Source organism: Actinomadura sp. (genome assembly GCF_044508335.1).
GTDB lineage: Bacteria > Actinomycetota > Actinomycetes > Streptosporangiales > Streptosporangiaceae > Spirillospora.
The window spans coordinates 36,624-55,522 of the sequence record NZ_JBIQHY010000027.1 but is presented as its reverse complement, the minus strand read 5'-3'; the positions used below and the strand labels follow the sequence as shown (position 1 = coordinate 55,522).

The following is an 18,899-nucleotide window of genomic DNA, read 5'->3' as shown; positions in this document are numbered from 1 at the left end:
CCGTGATCCAGGCGCTCGCCCAGGGCTGAACCACCGGCCCGGCTCGAACACCGCCAACTGAACCCGCCAACTGAACCCGCCGATCGAACCCGCCGATCGAACCACCGCCAGGCTGAACCCCTCCGAGCTGAACCCTTCCGGGCTGAACCAGCGGAGCCCACCTGACCGGTAGGCTTACAACCCGTGCTGGTGCTGGCTTTCGATACCGCGACCGCCGCGATCACCGTGGCGCTGTACGAGTGGATCCCCGGTGAGGGCGCCGTGCCGCGCGGCGTCGCGGAGGCCGTCGACCGGCGGCGGCACACCGAGCTGCTCACCCCGTCCATCGCGCAGGTCATGGCCGAGGCCGGGGCGGCTCCGGACGACCTGAGCGCGATCGCCGTCGGCGTCGGGCCCGGCCCCTACACCGGGCTGCGCGTCGGGCTCGTCACCGCCCGCTCCATGGGCGGCGCCCTGAGCATCCCCGTCCACGGCGTGTGCACGCTGGACACCATCGCCTGGGCCACCGGCCGCGACCAGCCGTTCGTCGTCGCGACCGACGCCCGCCGCAAGGAGGTCTACTGGGCGCGGTACGACTCGGCCCGGGCGCGCGCCACCGAACCCGCCGTGGGCCCGCCGCAGGACGTCCCGCAGGGGCTGCCCGTCGTCGGCGAGGGTGCGGCCCTCTACCCGGACGTCCTCGGCGACTCCGGCCACGAGCCCCTGCTGCCGAGCGCCGGCGCCCTCGCCGACCTGGCGATCGCCCGCCTGGCCGGCCTCAAGGGCCCCCCGCTGCTCCCGCCGGAGCCGCTCTACCTGCGCAGGCCGGACGCGAAGGAACCGGGCCCGCGCAAGAAGGTGACCCCGGCATGACCGATGTCGTCGTCCGGCCCATGACGGACGCGGACCTCCCGGCCGTCCACCGGCTGGAGCGGGTCCTCTTCCCGGAGGACGCCTGGAGCGAGGAGATGCTGCGCGGCGAGCTCGCCGAGCAGCCGCGCACCCGGCACTACGTCGTCGCCGAGGAGCCCGGCGGCGAGATCGTGGGCTACGCGGGCCTCGCCGCGGCGGGCGGGCAGGCCGACGTGCAGACCATCGGGGTGCGCGCCGACCGCCGCAAGCACGGCATCGGCGCGGCGCTGCTCACCGAGCTGCTGAACGAGGCGGTCCGCCGCAACAGCGAGGCGGTGTTCCTGGAGGTCCGCGCCGACAACGACCCCGCGCACCGCCTCTACGAGCGGTTCGGTTTCGTCAAGGTCGGCCTCCGCAGGCGCTACTACCAGCCCTCGAACGTGGACGCGATCGTGATGAGCCGCCCGCTCACCCGCCGTCCGCCCATGGGCTTCAACCGGGAGACGTGATGATGCGCGACGAGCCGCTGGTGCTCGGGATCGAGACGTCGTGCGACGAGACCGGAGTCGGGATCGTGCGCGGCACCACGCTGCTGGCGGACGCCATCGCCTCCAGCGTCGACCAGCACGCCCGCTTCGGCGGCGTGGTGCCTGAGGTGGCGTCGCGCGCGCACCTGGAGGCGATGGGGCCGACCGTCGAGCGCGCGCTCGCGGACGCCGGGGTGAAGTTCACCGACGTGGACGCGTTCGCCGTCACCGCCGGCCCGGGGCTGCCGGGCGCGCTGATGGTCGGCGTCGCCGCGGCGAAGGCGTACGCGCTGTCGCTCGGCAAGCCGCTGTACGGCGTCAACCACCTGGCCGCGCACGTGTGCGTCGACCAGCTCGAACACGGCCCGCTGCCGAAGCCCTGCGTGGCGCTGCTGGTGTCGGGCGGCCACTCGTCGATCCTGCTGGTGCCGGACGTGGCGGGCGATGTCCGCTCGCTCGGCGGCACCGTCGACGATGCGGCCGGGGAGGCGTTCGACAAGGTCGCGCGGGTCCTCGGCCTCGGCTTCCCCGGCGGGCCGGTCATCGACCGCATGGCCCGCGAGGGCGACCCCGCCGCGATCGCGTTCCCGCGCGGCAAGTACAACGACGGCACCTACGACTTCTCGTTCTCCGGCCTGAAGACGGCCGTGGCCCGCTGGGTGGAGGCCAGGGAGCGCACCGGCGAGCCCGTCCCGGTGCCGGACGTGGCCGCGTCCTTCCAGGAGGCCGTGGTCGACGTCCTGACGCAGAAGGCGCTGAAGGTCTGCAAGGACAACGGCGTCCGCGACCTGCTGATCGGCGGCGGCGTCGCGGCCAACTCCCGTCTGCGCGCCCTCGCCGCCGAACGCTGCGAGGCGGCCGGGGTGCGGCTGCGCGTCCCGCGCCCGAAGCTGTGCACCGACAACGGCGCGATGGTCGCCGCGCTGGGCTCCGAGCTGGTCGCCGCCGGCGCTGCCCCGTCCGACCTGGAGCTTCCGGCCGACTCCAGCCTGCCCGTGGAGACGGTCACCCTCTGACGGTGCCTAGCACTCCGCCAGCAGGGAGGCGAGGTAGTCCTCGAAGAGGGGGACCTTGGCCTCGTCCATCGTGTGCTCCTCGGTTTCGGGGAGCAGGTCGAGGAGGCAGCGGACGTCCCAGTACGGGTCGTGGACGTGGCCGCCGGAGACCTGGTCGAAGGCGGATAGGAAGCGGTCGGCGACCGGGACGCCGTAGCGCAGCGCGAGGCCTCGGCGCATGCAGGCGATGTCGGCGGCGGCGGGCCCGGATGAGGCGTCCGACCAGTCGACGACGCCGGTGAGCTTGCCGTAGGACCACAGCGTGTTGTCGGCGTGGTAGTCGCGGTGGATGAAGCGGACGGGCGCCTCCGGGGCGGGCCGGGCGGCGACCTCGAAGGCGCGCTCCCACAGGTCGGGGCGCAGCGCGTGCTTGGGCGGGCGGCGCACGTCGAGCCGGTTGTGCGGGACGTACGGGGGCATGGTGGACGCGCCGTTCAGGGCGTGCACCGCGAGCAGCGCGGCGGCCAGCTGGATGAGGTACTCGGGCAGGTCGTCGGGGGACGGCCGGGGCGGGTGCCCGGCCAGCCGGGTGATGAGCAGGGCGGGGACGTCGCAGTAGGCGCCGGCGGGGTCGGCGGCCACGAGGGCCGGGGTGGGGATCTCGCAGCCGGCGAGGAGCGCCAGCGCGGCGATCTCCCGCTCGGGGGAGAAGTCGGGCGAGGAGGTGCGGTTCGTCCAGCGGCGCAGGACGAGGCGGTGGGCGCTGCCCGCGCCGCTCTCCACGAGCAGGGCGTGGTTGGCGTGCGAGGTGCCGCCGGCGAGCGGGCGCACCATGCGGATCTCGGCGCCGGCGCCGAGGCACTCCTCCACCCAGCGCAGGGTGGGGTGGCCGGGTGGGGCGCCGGTCGGCAGGCAGGGAGCCGGTGTGCGAGTCACCTGATCCATGAAAACGGATTCCGAAGGGTATTGGGAGTGATTTTGCGAAGACGGAACGTAACAGAATGCACGTCAACGGCGCGGTCCGGCGGAGCATCTTCGGTCGCCGCGGGCGGTTCCCGGACGAACGCCACGGATTCCGCGGGGTATCCGGAGGAGTCCGGGTGGGGCCCGCGCGGCCCCACCCGGTGAGACCGGTCAGTCCTTGGGGTCGCGGCGCGGGCGCAGCAGCGCCTCGGCGAGGGCGAGCATCGTCTCCTCCAGGGTGGACAGCCGCTTGAGCACGTCCTCGTGCACGGCGTTGACCTGCTTGGAGACCTCGTCGTGGACCCCGTCGACCTTGCGGCCGACCTCGTTCTCGACGTGCAGGAAGCGCTTGGCGAACTCGGCCTGCGCGGCGTCGGCGCGCCGCCCGGCCTCGTCCTGCATGCTCTCCACGCGGCGCGCGAACTCCGCCTGCACGCCGCCGACCTGCCGCGCGACGTCCTCCTGCATGTTGCCGACCTGCTTGGCGACGTCCTCGTGGATGCTGCCGACCTGCCGGGTGACGTCCTCGTGGATGTCGCCGATCCGCTTGCCGAAGTCGTCGTGCACGCCGCTGACCTGCCGCGTCACCTCGGTGTGCACGGACTCGACCTGCTTGGCGACGTCGGCGTGCACCGACTCGACGCGGCGGGAGACGATGTCGACCTGCGCGGTGAACTCCTCCAGTGCGCCGTCGACCCGCTTGGCGACCTCCTCGTGGATGGTGTCGATGCGCTTGCGGACGTCCTCGTGCACGTCCTCGAACCGGCGGGAGAACTCGTCCATGCGCTTGGCGACGTCGCTGTAGGCGGTCTCGGCGATCTGCGACATGGTCGCCTTGACCTCGTCGCGGTCGGGCCGGGCGCGCAGCTCCTCGATCAGCGGGTCGACCGCCTCGGCGAGGTGCTTCTCCAGCGCGTCGAACCGGTCGCCGTACTCGGCCGCGGGACGCTGCGCGAGGTCGCGCAGCATGCGGTGCAGCTCGGCGATCTCCAGCGTGGCGGGCAGCCGGCCGATGCGCTCGCCGACCCCGTCGATGCGGCCGTCGAGGCTCTCGAACCGCCCGTCCAGGCCCTCCAGCTTGCCGGACAGCCCTTCGAGCCGGCCGTCCACGCCGTCCAGCCGCCCGTCCAGCCCGTCGAGCCGGCCGCCGACGCCCTCGACCCGGCCGTTGACCGCCTCAAGACCCTGCTCCATCCGCTCGGCCATCTCGCCGAGCGACTGGTCGACCCGCGCCGTGACCCCGTTGATCGAATGCTCCAGCCGCTCGGACCGGTGCCCCAGCTCGGCGAGCGACTTGTCCAGCCGGTTGAAGCGGACGGACGCGGCCTCCATGCTGCCCTGGAGCTTGTCCAGCCGCTTGGTCATCTCGTCCATGCGCTGGGACGCCTGCTGCGTGGCGTCGGTGATCTGCTGCGCCGAGTCGAGGACGGCCTGGATGCGGGTCAGGCCCTCGTCGACGTTCTCCGCGACGACGCCCACATCGGCCCACAGCGCGGGCAGCTCGGCGACGGGCTTGACCCGCTCGCCGAACGACTCGATGTGCTCGGCCAGTCCTTCGGCCCATTCCGGGGGCTTGCCCGACAGCTCGTCCACCTGCCCGCGGACGCTCTCGAGCTGCCCGGTCAGCCCGCTGAGCTCCCGCTCGCGGACCTCGCGGAGCAGCCACTCCATGCCTTCCAGCCGCTGGCGAATCTCGTCCAGGACCTGACCCTGTGAGCGCTGTTCATAGACGTGGTCCTGCGCCGCACGGGCGAGCAACTCCCGCATCCGATCCGAGACCGGTTGACCCCCCGTCTGCAGGAAGTTGTGATTCGTTTCCACCCGATGCTCCTTCGTGTGCCGGCGCGACGAAATGACGCACGGCAAATGAATCTGTGAGATGGCCACTGTAGTGCGTGTAGACGACCGCTAAAACGGGTAGCAGAGAAGATTGTGAGTTCTGCGGAATGCGCCTGTTATCCAGCTGGGGTGAATAGCGAGAAATAGCCGGGTGCGAGGCTGTTCTCACGTTTCGCGGCAATCGCGATGATCGTGGGGATGCGCCGGTGGTGTACGGCGGCCCGGCGCGGCGCCGTGTCCGTACATCTCGTCCAACATCCGCAGTTCCCGCTCCGCCGCTCAACCCCGACGGCCGCCGCGTGCGGCGGGGGCGCGCCGCCGCGCGGCGGGCGGCGGCCCCATTTCGGAGGGTATTTCGTGGCGCCGAAGTGCCCGCCGCTGAACCTGGCTTGGCGTTTCCGGGAGCGCCGGTCCGCGATCGCCGATTCGCGGCTGCCGCCGCGCCCTTGCCGGGCGCCCGCAATCCCTGGTGGACGCGATGCCGGAAAACGCCGATGATTTGCACCGCCGTGGCGCGTCGCCCGGTCCGGCTTGGCGTTGCCCGCCGGGCGGAAGATCTTTGGGCACGGTTGCCGGCCGGCCGCCGCTCCAGGCGGGTCAGGGCGCCTGGACGGGACGGGCGAGGAGGGCGACCGGGGCGCGCCCGACCCGCGTCGCCACCAGCGTCAGCGCCGCGCCGCCGCGGCCGGACCCGCGCCCGCCGAAGCCGAGGTCGCGCCGCAGCCGGTCGGGGTCGACGGCCGAGCCGCGCTTCTTGACGGTCAGCGCGCCGACGCCGCGGCGCCGCAGCTCGGCGCGCAGGCGTTTCACGGAGAACGGCAGCACGTCCTCTATCTCATAGGCGGAGGCGAACGGCGTCGGGCACAGCCGGTCGGACGTGATGTACGCGATGTGCGGGTCGGCGAGCCCGCCGCCGACCAGCTCCGCCACCTCGCCCACCAGGTGGGCGCGGATCACCGCTCCGTCGGGCTCGTACAGGTAGCGGCCCCACGAGCGCACGTCAGGGACGTCCGAGCCGTGCGGGGTCAGCGTCCAGACCTCGGGGTCGGTGTCGGACGAGAGCAGCGTGGCCCGGCGCCCCACGTCCCCTGCGAGCGACCCCAGCCACAGGGCCGCCTCCTTGACGTCGCCGTGGACCGACACCCATTCGGCCTCGGCGCCGTCCGGGACGGCCTCGTGCGGTATGCCGGGGGCGACCTTGACGCATGCGGCGGGTGCCTTCCGCGCGATGTCCAGGACGACGTCGAGCGGCGGCTCGTAGGAGCGGGGGTCGAAGACCCTGCCGCGTGCGCTCCGCCGGCCAGGGTCGGCGAACACTGCGTCGGCCCCGTCCACGGAGGCTTTGGTGGCGTCCCCCATGCGTATGGAAGCGTCGAGTCCAAAGACGGTCACGTTCGCCTGCGCGACCTCCGCCGTCAGGGGGTCGAGCTCCACCCCCTCCCCGGCAAGCCCCGCCCGGCCCCGGGCTATGAGGTCGGCTCCTATGCCGCAGCCCAGGTCGAGCACATACGCGCCGTCCAGATGGGTAGCGAACCGTCGTGCCCTGTGTGCAGCCACGCTCGCACGGGTCGCCTGCTCTAGCCCGGCCGGTGTGAAGTACATGCGGTCGGCGTCCGGACCGAACTTGGCCCGCGCCCGCTCGCGGAGCCGCACCTCGGTGAGCGCGGCCGCGACGAGCGCGGGATCGTGCCGTTCGCGCAGCCGGGACGCCGTCGCGAGCAGCGCGTCATCGCGCACGTCCGCGGCGGCCGCCTCGGCGAGGAGCGCCTGGCCGGACGGTGTGCGCAGGGCCCGGAACGACGCTATGTCCATAGGGCGAAGTTAGCGGCGGGCCAAGTCCGCGCGGTGCGCTCGTGTCCGTGTTGACGGGCTCACGGGCACAGAATAGTCTCCATGTCTGGCACTCTCGTAGTGAGAGTGCCAACAAACAGCGACAAGGTCGGTCTGGCACCCGCGACGGCAGGCCGGTCCAGGGTCGCCTCTTCTGTCACATGTGCTGGCCGGTCACCCGTGGCCGGCCGAGGACCAATCGAAGGGGAGGTCAGATCGTGACGACCGCCACCAAGGTTGTTCTCAAGCCGCTTGAGGACCGCATCGTCGTCCAGCCGCTTGAGGCCGAGACCACCACCGCGTCGGGCCTGGTGATCCCGGACACCGCGAAGGAGAAGCCCCAGGAGGGCACCGTCATCGCGGTGGGCCCGGGCCGTGTCGACGACAAGGGCGAGCGCGTCCCGGTCGACGTCAAGGTCGGCGAGGTCGTGCTCTACAGCAAGTACGGCGGCACCGAGGTCAAGTACAACAACGAGGAGTACCTCGTCCTCTCGGCCCGCGACGTGCTCGCGGTCATCGAGAAGTAGTCATCGAGCCGTGATGCACCCGCCCCGGTCGGCGCCGCCTTCGGCGGGGCTGCCGGGGCGGATCGCGTAATAGAGGAGTATCCGCATGGCGAAGATCCTGGAGTTCGAGGAGGACGCTCGCCGGGCTCTTGAGCGCGGCGTCAACGCCCTCGCGGACGCCGTCAAGGTGACGATCGGCCCGCGCGGCCGCAACGTCGTCATCGACAAGAAGTTCGGTGCGCCGACGATCACCAACGACGGCGTCACCATCGCCCGCGAGGTGGAGCTGGAGGACCCGTACGAGAACCTCGGGGCCCAGCTCGCCAAGGAAGTGGCGACCAAGACCAACGACATCGCGGGCGACGGCACCACCACGGCGACCGTCCTCGCACAGGCGCTGGTCCGGGAGGGCACCCGCAACGTGGCGGCCGGCGCGTCCCCGCTCGCGCTCAAGCGCGGCATCGACGCGGCCGCCCACTACGTGTCCGACCAGCTGCTGAAGTCGGCCCGCGAGATCGTGGAGAAGGGCGAGATCGCGCACGTCGCCACCATCTCCGCGCAGGACGCGCAGATCGGCGAGCTGATCGCCGAGGCGTTCGAGAAGGTCGGCAAGGACGGCGTCATCACCGTCGAAGAGGCCCACACCATGGGCCTGGAGCTGGAGTTCACCGAGGGCCTCCAGTTCGACAAGGGCTACCTGTCGCCGCACATGGTGACCGACCACGAGCGCATGGAGGCCGTCCTGGAGGACGCCTACGTGCTCATCGTGGACGGCAAGATCTCCAACGTGCAGGAGTTCCTGCCGCTGGCGGAGAAGGTCGCGCAGACCAAGAAGCCGCTGCTCGTGGTGGCCGAGGACGTCGAGGGCGAGGCCCTGGCGCTGCTCGTCGCCAACAAGATCCGCGGGACGTTCACGTCCGTCGCGGTGAAGGCGCCCGGCTTCGGCGACCGCCGCAAGGCGATGCTCGGCGACATGGCCACCCTCACCGGCGGCCAGGTCGTCAGCGAGGCCATCGGCCTCAAGCTCGACTCCATCGGGCTGGAGGACCTCGGCCGCGCCCGCCGCATCACCGTCACCAAGGACAACACCACCATCGTGGACGGTGAGGGCTCCGCCGACGACATCAACGCGCGGATCAACCAGATCAAGGTCGAGATCGAGAACTCCGACTCCGACTGGGACCGCGAGAAGCTGCAGGAGCGCCTGGCCAAGCTGGCCGGCGGGGTCTGCGTGCTGCGCGTCGGCGCCGCCACCGAGGTGGAGCTGAAGGAGAAGAAGCACCGCCTGGAGGACGCCATCTCGGCGACCCGCGCGGCGATCGAGGAGGGCATCGTCTCCGGCGGCGGCAGCGCGCTGGTGCACGTCGCCAAGGAGGGCTTCGACGCGCTCGGGCTGTCCGGCGACGAGGCCACCGGGGCGGACGCCGTCCGCCGCGCGCTGAACGAGCCGCTGCGGTGGATCTCCGAGAACGCCGGCCAGGAGGGCCACGTCGTCGTCTCCAAGGTGCAGGCGCTGCAGGCCGGCCACGGCTACAACGCCGCGACCGGCGAGTACGGCGACCTGATCGCGCAGGGCGTCATCGACCCGGTGAAGGTCACCCGCTCGGCGGTCACCAACGCCGCGTCGATCGCGGGCATGCTGCTCACCACCGAGGCGCTCGTGGTCGACAAGCCGGAGGAGGAGGAGCCCGCCGCCGGCGGTCACGGCCACGGTCACGGCCACGGCCACGGCCACTGAGTCCTGCCCGCCCGGCCGGGGCCGCCGGCTCCGGGCGGGAAGGGGAAGACCGGCCGCGAACGCCGCGGCCCCCGCCCGGTCCCGGGCGGGGGCCGCGGTGCGCCCGCTCCCCGGCCGGGACGGCGTGGAATCGCCGTTATGTTGCTAAATGAGCTATTTGTGGCCCGATGAACTGGTGAAGATTTCGTGACATCGGGCATCCGGACGAGCGCGCCGCGTAGTATCCCCAGGTTCGTTCCAGCACTGTGACCATTCCGTTGTCTACGACGGGGGAGACACGCCCGGCGGTGCTGGGCATCATGCTTGACGTGACCGAGGGATGCTTCGCCGGGACCATGACCGCGCGCGCTGCCGAACCCTCGGGAGGGCCGGCCCCGCCGGCGCCTCGCGACACCGGCCGCGGAGGACGCGCGCTGCGCGCCGCCGACGCGGCCGGCGGCGATCTCAGGGAGCTGACGAACCTCGCCGTCCAGGGCGACCCGAGCGCCATCGAGGTCCTCATCGCCGAGGTGCGCCCGATGATCGTCCGGTACTGCCGGGCCCGGCTCGGCCGCGTCTCCGGGCAGTACCACATCGCCGACGACGTGGCCCAGGAGGTCTGCATCGCCGTCCTGTCGGCGCTGCCCCGGTACCGGGACATGGGCCGCCCCTTCGCCTCCTTCGTCTTCGGCATCGCCGCGCACAAGATCGCCGACGCGCTGCGCAGCGCGGTCCGCGCCGCGGTGCCCACCGAGGACCTGCCGGACGGCCCCGACGACCGTCCCGGCCCCGAGGAGACGGTGGTGCGCTACATCGAGGCGCAGCGCGCCCGCGACCTGCTGACCCGGCTGCCCGACCACCAGCGCGAGCTGGTGCTGCTGCGGGTCGTCGCGGGGCTGTCGGCCGAGGAGACCGGCAACGTGCTCGGCATGTCCGCGGGCGCGGTGCGCGTCGCCCAGCACCGGGCCCTGGCCCGGCTCCGGGCGATGGCCAGAGAGGAGTCGATCGCTTGACGGAGCGAGGCCCCCTCACCGGCGTCGGGGGCGCCCCGAATCCGGCCGAGCCCTCGCACTCCGGTGACGCGCCGGCCCCGGCGTCCCGGCCGGCCGCGGCCGACCTCGCCGCGGTCCGCCGCACCGACGCGCTCATCGAGTCGCTGGCCGCGCGCCGCGCGCCCGGCTCCGCGGCCCGGGCGGGCGACGACTCCGACCCGGCGGTCCGGCTGCTGCGCGCGCTGATCACCGACGTGGACGAGGGGACCTCCGACCCCGCCCCGCCGGCCCCGTCCGGCCCCGGCCCCCGGCGCCGCGGCCCCCGCACCATCGTCGCGCTGGGCGTGGCGGGCGCCGTCCTCGCCAGCACGGGCGTCGCCGCGGCGGGCGGCGGCGCGGCGGACCGCTCCTCCGTCCCCGCACCGAGCTCGCCCGGGGTCTCCGACCGGGTGGACAAGCCCGCCGCGGACGTCGACGCCGTGACGCACGACCGGGGCCGCCCGCCGGTCCGCCCGGCGCCCGTCGCGGCCGGGAAGCCGTCGCACGACCCCGAGCGCGCGGACATCGCCCGCCTCAAGCGGCGGCTGGAGCACCTGTTCGCGTCCCGGGACCGGCGCGACCGGCCCGACCTGCCCACGGCCGTAACGCGCTCGGCGCCGTCCGCCCGCCCGGAGGCCGACCCGCCCGAAGACGACCTGCGCCGCCGCCTGGACGACCTGCGCCGGGAGGCCGAGAGGCAGGCGAACAACTACAAGAACCCCCGCTAGCCCGGCGCGCCGGGTCAGTTCTCGTCGTGGCCCTCTTCGCTGTCGATCACGCCGTCGACGTAGCCGCGGGCGTACTCCCAGCTCACGTAGTCGACGGGATCGGGGGAGAGGGCGGGTTCGTGCACGCGGGGGAGGCCGGCGTCGAGCAGGTGGCGCAGGTTGCCGTGCAGCAGCTCCCAGTCGATGTAGTGGAGCTTGCCGCAGTCGCCGCAGTCGACGGTGAGCCCGCGCACGCCGAGCGGCTCCAGCAGCGCCCGGAACACCTCCAGGTCGGCGAGGTCGGCCAGCACGTCCTCCCGCTCCGTCACGCTGAGCGGAGCGGCCTCGTCGCCGGGGTCGCCGAGCGCCGCCGCCGGATCCTCCGGGTCTCCGGCGAACGGGTCGAGCGGAGCATCGTCGTGCACACCCCCACGCTACTGCCGGACGCCCCGTAAGGTGCACCCCCCGCTCTTCTCTGTGCGCGAACAGGTGCGCAGCGTGCGCGGCCGCCGGGAATGTTGGGCGGTGCCGGTCTTGTTGGCTGATGTCATCAAGACCACGTGCCGGCCGTGCGCAAGGGCCCGTCCCGCCTCGGGCGCACGCCCTACCATGGGAACAGGGTCCCGCGTGACCTGGCCCGATGCCGCCACCATTACGGGAAGGTTGTCATGAACCCCGCCGCCGAGCCCGACAAGTTCCTCCCGCAGGGCCTGACCTTCGACGACGTGCTCCTGCTCCCGGGGTACTCCGACATGCAGCCCGGCGAGGCCGACACCACGACCAGGCTCACCCGCGGGATCTCGCTGCGCATCCCGCTCGTCTCGGCGGCGATGGACACGGTGACCGAGGCGCGGACGGCGGTCGCGATGGCGCGGCAGGGCGGCATCGGCGTCCTGCACCGCAACATGTCGATCGAGGACCAGGCCGAGGAGGCCGACCGGGTCAAGCGGTCCGAGTCCGGGATGATCACCAACCCGGTCACCTGCCTGCCGGACGCGACGCTCGCCGACGTCGAGGAGCTGTGCGCCCACTACCGGATCTCCGGGGTGCCGGTCACCGATGTGCGGGGCGTGCTGGTCGGCATCGTGACGAACCGGGACATGCGCTTCGAGTCCGACCTGTCCCGCCCGGTCCGCGAGGTCATGACCCCCATGCCGCTGGTGACGGCGCCGGTGGGCGTGTCGCGGGACGAGGCGTTCCGGCTGCTGGCGGGCAACAAGGTCGAGAAGCTCCCGCTCGTGGACGCCGACGGCCGGCTCAAGGGCCTCATCACCACCAAGGACTTCACCAAGAGCGAGCAGTACCCGAACGCCACCAAGGACGCCGACGGCCGGCTGCTCGTCGCCGCGGCCGTGGGCGTCGGCGAGGACGCGCTGCGCCGCGCCCGCGCGCTCATCGAGGCCGGCACCGACGTGATCGTCGTGGACACGGCGCACGGCCACTCCAAGGGCGTCGCCGACACGGTCGCCGCGATCAAGGGCAGCTCCGCGGTCGAGGTCGTCGGCGGCAACGTCGCCACCTACGCGGGCGCGAAGGTCCTGGTCGACGCGGGCGCCGACGCGATCAAGGTCGGGGTCGGCCCCGGCTCGATCTGCACCACCCGCATCGTCGCCGGCGTCGGCGTACCGCAGATCACCGCGATCTTCGAGGCGTCCCGCGCGGCGAAGGAGGCCGGCGTCCCGGTGATCGGGGACGGCGGCCTGCAGTACTCGGGCGACATCGCCAAGGCCCTGGTCGCGGGCGCCGACACCGTCATGCTCGGCAGCCTGCTCGCCGGCGTCGAGGAGTCCCCGGGCGAGCTGATCTTCGTGCACGGCAAGCAGTACAAGTCGTACCGCGGGATGGGCTCGCTCGGCGCGATGCGCAACCGCGAGCGCGGCGCGTCCTACTCCAAGGACCGGTACGCGCAGGCCGACGTCACCGCCGAGGAGAAGCTCATCCCCGAGGGCGTCGAGGGCCAGGTGCCCTACCGCGGCCCGCTCGCCAACGTCGCGCACCAGCTCGTCGGCGGCCTCCACCAGTCCATGTGGTACGCCGGGACGCGCAGCATCCCCGAGCTGCAGGAGCGCGGCCAGCTCATGCGCATCAGCGTCGCCGGCCTCCGCGAGAGCCACCCGCACGACATCCAGATGACGGTCGAGGCCCCCAACTACCAGGGCCGCTGACCCCGGCCCCTGGTCCCGCGCGCGGATCTCGTTCGGGCGGCGCCTGACGTAAGCTCTTCCGGGGCTCGTTCCCGCGGCCGGCGGGAGCATCGGGCAGGACGACGACCGGCACGGCGCCGGGTGAGGAAGAGGGGCGCAGTGGCTGCTGAGGTGGAGATCGGCCGGGGCAAGAGCGGCCGCCGGGCGTACGCCTTCGACGACATCGGCATCGTGCCGTCCCGCCGGACGCGCGACCCCGAGGAGGTCAGCGTCGCCTGGCAGATCGACGCCTACCGCTTCGAGATGCCGCTGGTCGTCGCGCCGATGGACAGCGTCGTCAGCCCCGCCACCGCGATCGCCGTCGGGCGGCTCGGCGGCCTCGCCGTCCTCGACCTCGAAGGGCTGTGGACGCGGTACGAGAACCCCGAGCCGCTGCTCGCCGAGATCGCCTCGCTGGACGACGCGCGCGCCACCCAGCGGCTCCAGGAGATCTACACCGAGCCGATCAAGGAGGAGCTGATCGGCCGCCGGATCGAGGAGGTCCGGGAGGCCGGCGTCACCGTCGCCGCGCGGCTGTCGCCGCAGCGCACCGCCCAGTTCCACAAGGCCGTCATCGACGCGGGCGTCGACCTGTTCGTGATCCGCGGGACGACCGTGTCCGCCGAGCACGTGTCGGGGCGGGCCGAGCCGCTGAACCTCAAGCAGTTCATCTACGACCTCGACGTCCCCGTCATCGTCGGCGGCTGCTCGACCTACACGGCCGCGCTGCACCTGATGCGGACCGGCGCCGCGGGCGTGCTGGTCGGGTTCGGCGGCGGCTCCGGGCACACCACCCGGACCGTCCTCGGCGTCGCCGTCCCCATGGCCACCGCGGTCGCCGACGTCGCCGCCGCCCGCCGCGACTACATGGACGAGTCCGGCGGCCGCTACGTGCACGTCATCGCCGACGGCGGCATGGTCAACAGCGGCGACATCGCCAAGGCGTTCGCCTGCGGGTCCGACGCCGTGATGGTCGGCTCCCCGTTCGCGCGGTCCACGGAGGCGCCGGGGCGCGGCTACCACTGGGGAAGCGAGGCGCACCACGGCGACGTCCCGCGCGGCACCCGCCTCGAACTCGGGACGATCGGGACGATGGAGCAGATCCTGTACGGCCCGTCCCATGTCGCGGACGGCTCCATGAACCTGATCGGGGCACTGCGTCGCGCGATGGCCACGTCCGGTTACACGGAGTTGAAGGAGTTCCAGCGGGTACAGGTCGTGGTGGCTCCCCGCCGGTCCACCGACTGAGAGCGAACCCACGTCCGCGAGGGTGGCCCCGACCCTACTCTTGGGTAGGAACTGCTCCGAGACCGAACGGCTGTGGGGGGACACGCGATGACGGCATCACCGGTGACCGGCCTTGGGAGCTCGCGGCTGGGGCCGGCCGAGCGGGCCGCCGCGCTCGACCGCATGGCGCGCGAGGAGTTCGACGTGGTCGTCGTCGGCGGCGGCATCGTCGGCGCGGGCGCGGCGCTGGACGCGGCCACCCGGGGGCTGTCGGTCGCGGTGGTCGAGGCGCGCGACTACGCGTCCGGGACGTCGTCGCGCTCGTCCAAGCTGATCCACGGCGGTCTGCGCTACCTGGAGCAGTACAACTTCGACCTCGTCCGGGAGGCGCTGACCGAGCGCAGCCTGCTGCTGCAGCAGATCGCGCCGCACCTGGTGAAGCCCGTCCCGTTCCTGCTGCCGACCACCCACCGCGTGTGGGAGCGCGCGTACTTCGGCGCCGGCGTGGCCCTCTACGACGCGCTCGCGTTCCAGATGGGCAGCACCCGCGGCGTCCCGCACCACCGGCACCTGACGCGGCGCGGCGCGCTGCGGCTCGCGCCGTCCCTGCGGAAGGACGCCTTCACCGGCGCGATCCAGTACTGGGACGCGCAGGTCGACGACGCCCGCTACGTGATGACGGTGCTGCGGACGGCCGCGCAGTACGGCGCCCAGATCGCGTCCCGCACCCAGTGCCTCGGCTTCCTGCGCGAGGGGGAGCGGGTCACCGGCCTGCGCATCCGCGACCTGGAGGGCAACGCGACCAGCGAGGTCCGCGCGAAGCAGGTCGTGAACGCCACCGGCGTGTGGACGGACGACATCCAGGAGCTCGTCGGCGGGCGCGGGCAGATCCATGTGAAGGCGTCGAAGGGCATCCACCTGGTCGTCCCCAAGGACCGCATCCACTCCTCGACGGGCATCATCCTCCGCACGGAGAAGTCGGTCCTCTTCGTGATCCCGTGGGGGCGCCACTGGATCATCGGCACCACCGACACCGCCTGGGACCTCGACAAGGCGCACCCGGCCGCGTCCAAGGCCGACATCGACTACGTCCTGGACCACGTCAACTCCGTGCTGACCACCCCTCTCACCCATGACGACGTGGAGGGGGTCTACGCGGGCCTGCGTCCCCTGCTCACCGGCGAGACCGACGAGACCTCGAAGCTCTCCCGCGAGCACGTCGTCGCGCACCCCGTCCCGGGGCTGGTCCTCGTGGCGGGCGGCAAGTACACCACCTACCGGGTGATGGCCAAGGACGCCATCGACGCGGTCGTCCACGGGCTCGACGGCAAGGTCGCCGAATCCTGCACCGACCGCATCCCGCTCGTCGGCGGCGACGGCTTCCAGGCCATGTGGAACGCCCGCCACCGCCTCGCCTCCCGCTCCGGCCTGCACGTCGCCCGCATCGAGCACCTCCTGCGCCGCTACGGCACCCTCGTGGACGACCTGCTCGAACTGATCTCCGACAAGCCCGACCTGGCCAAGCCGCTGACCGGCGCCGACGACTACCTCCGCGCGGAGGCGGTGTACGCCGCCACGCACGAGGGCGCCCGCCACCTCAACGACGTCCTCGCCCGCCGCACCCGCATCTCGATCGAGACCTGGGACCGCGGCGTCGGCGTGGCGCAGGAGGCCGCCGACCTGCTGGCCCCGGTCCTCGGCTGGTCCAAGAAGCAGCGCGACCGCGAGATCGAGTACTACCGCAAGCGCGTGGAGGCCGAACGGGCCTCGCAGACCCAGGAGGACGACCAGGACGCCGACGCCCACCGCAAGGGCGCTCCCGACATCGTCCCCATCGCGACCCCCTGACGCCGCCTCCCTGACGCCGCCTCCCTGACACGGCCTCCCTGACACGGCCTCCCTGACGCCGCCCCTGACCGCCCGCCGGCGCTCAGGAGCCGTTCGGCGGGGTGATCGGGGCCTGCATCAGGGTTTTGCCGGTCGTGTAGAGGTCGGCGGGCACCCGGGCCGGGTCCAGCAGGTGCTGGAAGGCCAGGCCGAAGTCGAGGGCCAGGGTGAGGGCGGCGCGGTCGGCGGGGGCGATGCCGTCGGCGGGCTCCAGTTCGCCGGCCAGCCGGGCGCGGCGCTCGGCGTACCAGTCGGCGATCCGCCAGCCGGCGGCGTAGTCGCGCATGCCGTAGAGCCAGAACTCGACGAGGAGCAGGGCCAGGCGGCGGGGGCCGTCGTCGGCGTCGCGGCGGCGGGACGGGCGGCCGGTGCGGTCGGCGTCCTCCCCGGCGGCGCGGAGCTCGTCGCAGAAGCCGGGGCGGGTGCGGTCGCTGGTGATGCGCTCCATGAGGGCGAGCAGCAGGTCGGTCTTGCCCGCGAAGTTGGAGTAGACGGCGCCCTTGGTGAGGCCCGCGGCCGCTGCGATGTCGTCCAGCGAGGCGCCGTGGATGCCGCGTTCCGCCAAGAGCCGCTCGGCGGCGGTGAGCAGGGCGAGGCGCGTCTGCTCGCGCCGGTCCCGGCGCGGCGCGGGCCCGCCGCCGGACGACCGCGGAGCCCCGGCTCCCGTGCCCCCTTCGGACCGCTTGCCGCCGTGGGCGTCCCTCATTCGCCGTTCCCTCCCTGTCCAAGACGCGTACTCCCCTGACGCGCCTCTGCGCGCGATGTGCGGCGCACCGCGCCGCCGTGCGCCGATCGCCCGTTCGCCTGGCCGCGGCCCCGGTGCGGGGCGGGCGGCCGGCCTCCCCTTGCGCAGCGGAGTCGGCGGGATGCGCCGGGATTCTCTCCCCTCTTCGGAATACACCGGCCGGACATGGTCAGTCTGGGAGTTGCGCAAGTCCGGCCGGCTTGGAACGCTCCGTTCGCCGCCCCTTGTCAGCCGGGGACGGACTCCGCAGGATCAAGTGCGGCATTTCACTGCAAGTCGTGCATTACTTGCGGGTAGCCAAAAATGGCCAGGGGGTCATACCCTGCCTCCATGGCATCCCCGACGGTCCCTGCCAAAGGCGCGCAGCTCTCCCCGACCCTGATCGACCGGCTGGTCTCGCACGTGGTCTCGGGCGGAGCCGAGAGCGTGACGATCCCCGCCCCGTTCACCGGTGAGCCGCTGGCGACCGTGCCGGTCTCCAGCGCCGACGACGTCCGCGAGGCGCACGAGCGCGCCCGGGAGGCGCAGCGGGCCTGGGCGGCGCGGCCGGCGGGCGAGCGGGTCAAGCCGTTCCTGCGGCTGGCGGACGCGCTGGTCGACCGGCGCGAGGAGATCCTCGACGTCATCCAGATGGAGACCGGCAAGGCCCGCCGCCACGCGATGGAGGAGTTCCTCGACGTGGCGCTGTGCTCGCTCTACTACGCGCGGCGCGCCCCGAAGCTGCTGAAACCGAAGCGGCGGCAGGGCATGATGCCGGCGGTGACGCGGGTGCGGGAGCTGCGGCACCCGAAGGGCGTCGTGGCGCTGATCTCCCCGTGGAACTACCCCTTCGCGCTCGGGGCCAGCGACATCGCGCCGGCGATCATGGCGGGCAACGCGGTGATCCACAAGCCGGACACCCAGACCTGCCTGTCCAGCCTGTGGGTGCTCGACCTGCTGGTCTCGCTCGGGCTGCCGAGGGACCTGTGGCAGATCGTCGTGGGCGAGCCGGCCGAGATCGGCGACCCGCTGCTGGAGGGCGCCGACTACGTCTCGTTCACCGGGTCGACGCGGGGCGGCAAGGCCATCGCCGAGAAGGTCGCGCCGCGGCTCGTGGGCTACTCGCTGGAGCTCGGCGGCAAGAACCCGATGATCGTCATGGCGGACGCCGACGTCGAGCGGACCGCGCGCGGCGCCGTCCGCGCGTGCTTCACCAACGCCGGGCAGCTGTGCATCTCCATCGAGCGGATGTACGTGCACGAGGACATCTACGACCGGTTCGTCCCCCGGTTCGTCGAGCTGGTCAAGGGCATGAAGCTCGGCGCCGGCCTGGACTTCGAGGCCGAGATGGGCTCGATGACCTACCAGCGCCAGCTGGACGCGGTGTCGCGGCACGTCGACCAGGCGGTGCAGGAGGGCGCGACCGTCCTCGCCGGCGGCCGGGCCCGCCCCGACATCGGCCCCCTGTTCTACGAGCCGACCGTCCTCGCGGACGTCAACGGCGACATGGACCTCTGCGCGAACGAGACGTTCGGGCCGGTCGTCGCCGTCTACAAGTACCGGGACGAGGACGAGGTCGTCGCCCGCGCCAACGACACCGCGTACGGCCTGAACGCGTCGGTGTGGACGAAGAACACGGCGCGGGGCCGCCGGCTCGCCGCCCGCATCCAGGCGGGGACCGTCAACGTCAACGACGGCTACGGTGCCGCGTTCGCGTCGTACGACTCCCCGATGGGCGGGATGAAGCAGTCCGGTGTGGGACGCCGCCACGGCGCCGAGGGCCTGCTGAAGTACACCGAGGTGCAGACGGTCGCCAGCCAGCACTTCATGGACCTCGAACCGCCCGGCGCCATCGGGTACGACAAGTTCGCCGGCTACATGGCGTCCGGCATCAAGCTCATGAAGAAGCTGCGCATCAAGTAGGGACCGCCC

Annotated in this window: 16 protein-coding genes; 11 read left to right on the top strand and 5 right to left on the bottom strand. The window is 72.7% G+C overall.

From position 1 onward, the window contains the following. The first annotated feature begins 183 nt into the window (after window positions 1-183). The 3 genes from tsaB to tsaD are packed head-to-tail and all read left to right on the top strand — an operon-like array spanning window position 184 to window position 2,374. Window positions 184-852, top strand: a complete 669-nt coding sequence (gene tsaB, locus ACIWVC_RS12900) for a tRNA (adenosine(37)-N6)-threonylcarbamoyltransferase complex dimerization subunit type 1 TsaB (protein WP_396446697.1) — start codon at window positions 184-186, stop codon at window positions 850-852. Next, complete coding sequence (rimI, locus tag ACIWVC_RS12895; RefSeq protein WP_396446696.1) at window positions 849-1,340, top strand: ribosomal protein S18-alanine N-acetyltransferase; 492 nt, start codon at window positions 849-851, stop codon at window positions 1,338-1,340. The genes tsaB and rimI overlap by 4 nt, the downstream gene beginning before the upstream one ends. A 2-nt stretch (window positions 1,341-1,342) precedes the next feature. Continuing rightward, window positions 1,343-2,374 (top strand): tRNA (adenosine(37)-N6)-threonylcarbamoyltransferase complex transferase subunit TsaD, encoded by a 1,032-nt coding sequence (gene tsaD / locus ACIWVC_RS12890; protein ID WP_396446710.1) that lies wholly within the window; start codon window positions 1,343-1,345, stop codon window positions 2,372-2,374. Window positions 2,375-2,380: 6 nt separating this feature from the next. Here the strand turns inward: tsaD and ACIWVC_RS12885 are convergent, their stop codons facing one another. The 3 genes from ACIWVC_RS12885 to ACIWVC_RS12875 all read right to left on the bottom strand — a co-directional run bounded on the left by ACIWVC_RS12885 (window position 2,381) and on the right by ACIWVC_RS12875 (window position 6,967). Continuing rightward, on the bottom strand, window positions 2,381-3,298 hold the full coding sequence (locus tag ACIWVC_RS12885) for a phosphotransferase family protein (protein WP_396454164.1): 918 nt from the start codon (window positions 3,296-3,298) through the stop codon (window positions 2,381-2,383). 189 nt (window positions 3,299-3,487) lie between these two features. After that, window positions 3,488-5,137: a hypothetical protein gene (locus ACIWVC_RS12880; RefSeq protein ID WP_396446694.1), complete on the bottom strand. Its 1,650-nt coding sequence runs from the start codon at window positions 5,135-5,137 to the stop codon at window positions 3,488-3,490. Window positions 5,138-5,752: 615 nt separating this feature from the next. Continuing rightward, a complete protein-coding gene (locus ACIWVC_RS12875; RefSeq protein ID WP_396454163.1) occupies window positions 5,753-6,967 on the bottom strand; it encodes an SAM-dependent methyltransferase in 1,215 nt (404 codons plus the stop codon). A 233-nt stretch (window positions 6,968-7,200) separates the two neighbouring features. Here ACIWVC_RS12875 and groES point away from each other — a divergent pair, with 233 nt between their 5' ends. From groES to ACIWVC_RS12855, 4 genes are all read left to right on the top strand, one after another. Next, window positions 7,201-7,512: a co-chaperone GroES gene (groES, locus tag ACIWVC_RS12870; RefSeq protein ID WP_199487366.1), complete on the top strand. Its 312-nt coding sequence runs from the start codon at window positions 7,201-7,203 to the stop codon at window positions 7,510-7,512. Between the two features lie 85 nt (window positions 7,513-7,597). After that, complete coding sequence (gene groL / locus ACIWVC_RS12865; RefSeq protein ID WP_396454162.1) at window positions 7,598-9,229, top strand: chaperonin GroEL; 1,632 nt, start codon at window positions 7,598-7,600, stop codon at window positions 9,227-9,229. A 299-nt stretch (window positions 9,230-9,528) separates the two neighbouring features. Continuing rightward, a complete protein-coding gene (locus ACIWVC_RS12860) occupies window positions 9,529-10,221 on the top strand; it encodes a sigma-70 family RNA polymerase sigma factor (RefSeq protein WP_396446691.1) in 693 nt (230 codons plus the stop codon). Further along, entirely contained in the window at window positions 10,218-10,967 is a 750-nt protein-coding gene (locus tag ACIWVC_RS12855; protein WP_396446690.1) for a hypothetical protein, read from the top strand. The genes ACIWVC_RS12860 and ACIWVC_RS12855 overlap by 4 nt, the downstream gene beginning before the upstream one ends. Before the next feature lie 14 nt (window positions 10,968-10,981). On the opposite strand, the gene ACIWVC_RS12850 is transcribed toward ACIWVC_RS12855, so the two are convergent. Next, window positions 10,982-11,371, bottom strand: a complete 390-nt coding sequence (locus tag ACIWVC_RS12850; protein ID WP_131944990.1) for a DUF5319 domain-containing protein — start codon at window positions 11,369-11,371, stop codon at window positions 10,982-10,984. Window positions 11,372-11,614: 243 nt separating this feature from the next. On the opposite strand from ACIWVC_RS12850, the gene guaB reads away from it, so the two are divergent. From guaB to ACIWVC_RS12835, 3 genes are all read left to right on the top strand, one after another. Next, entirely contained in the window at window positions 11,615-13,111 is a 1,497-nt protein-coding gene (gene guaB, locus ACIWVC_RS12845) for an IMP dehydrogenase (RefSeq protein WP_396446689.1), read from the top strand. Between the two features lie 150 nt (window positions 13,112-13,261). Then, complete coding sequence (locus ACIWVC_RS12840) at window positions 13,262-14,377, top strand: GuaB3 family IMP dehydrogenase-related protein (protein ID WP_396446709.1); 1,116 nt, start codon at window positions 13,262-13,264, stop codon at window positions 14,375-14,377. An 87-nt stretch (window positions 14,378-14,464) separates the two neighbouring features. Beyond that, window positions 14,465-16,204 (top strand): glycerol-3-phosphate dehydrogenase/oxidase, encoded by a 1,740-nt coding sequence (locus ACIWVC_RS12835; protein ID WP_396446688.1) that lies wholly within the window; start codon window positions 14,465-14,467, stop codon window positions 16,202-16,204. 82 nt (window positions 16,205-16,286) lie between these two features. On the opposite strand, the gene ACIWVC_RS12830 is transcribed toward ACIWVC_RS12835, so the two are convergent. Then, entirely contained in the window at window positions 16,287-16,949 is a 663-nt protein-coding gene (locus ACIWVC_RS12830) for a TetR/AcrR family transcriptional regulator (RefSeq protein WP_396454161.1), read from the bottom strand. Window positions 16,950-17,318: 369 nt separating this feature from the next. Here ACIWVC_RS12830 and ACIWVC_RS12825 point away from each other — a divergent pair, with 369 nt between their 5' ends. Next, window positions 17,319-18,890 (top strand): succinic semialdehyde dehydrogenase, encoded by a 1,572-nt coding sequence (locus ACIWVC_RS12825; RefSeq protein ID WP_396446686.1) that lies wholly within the window; start codon window positions 17,319-17,321, stop codon window positions 18,888-18,890. Window positions 18,891-18,899: the final 9 nt, after the last annotated feature.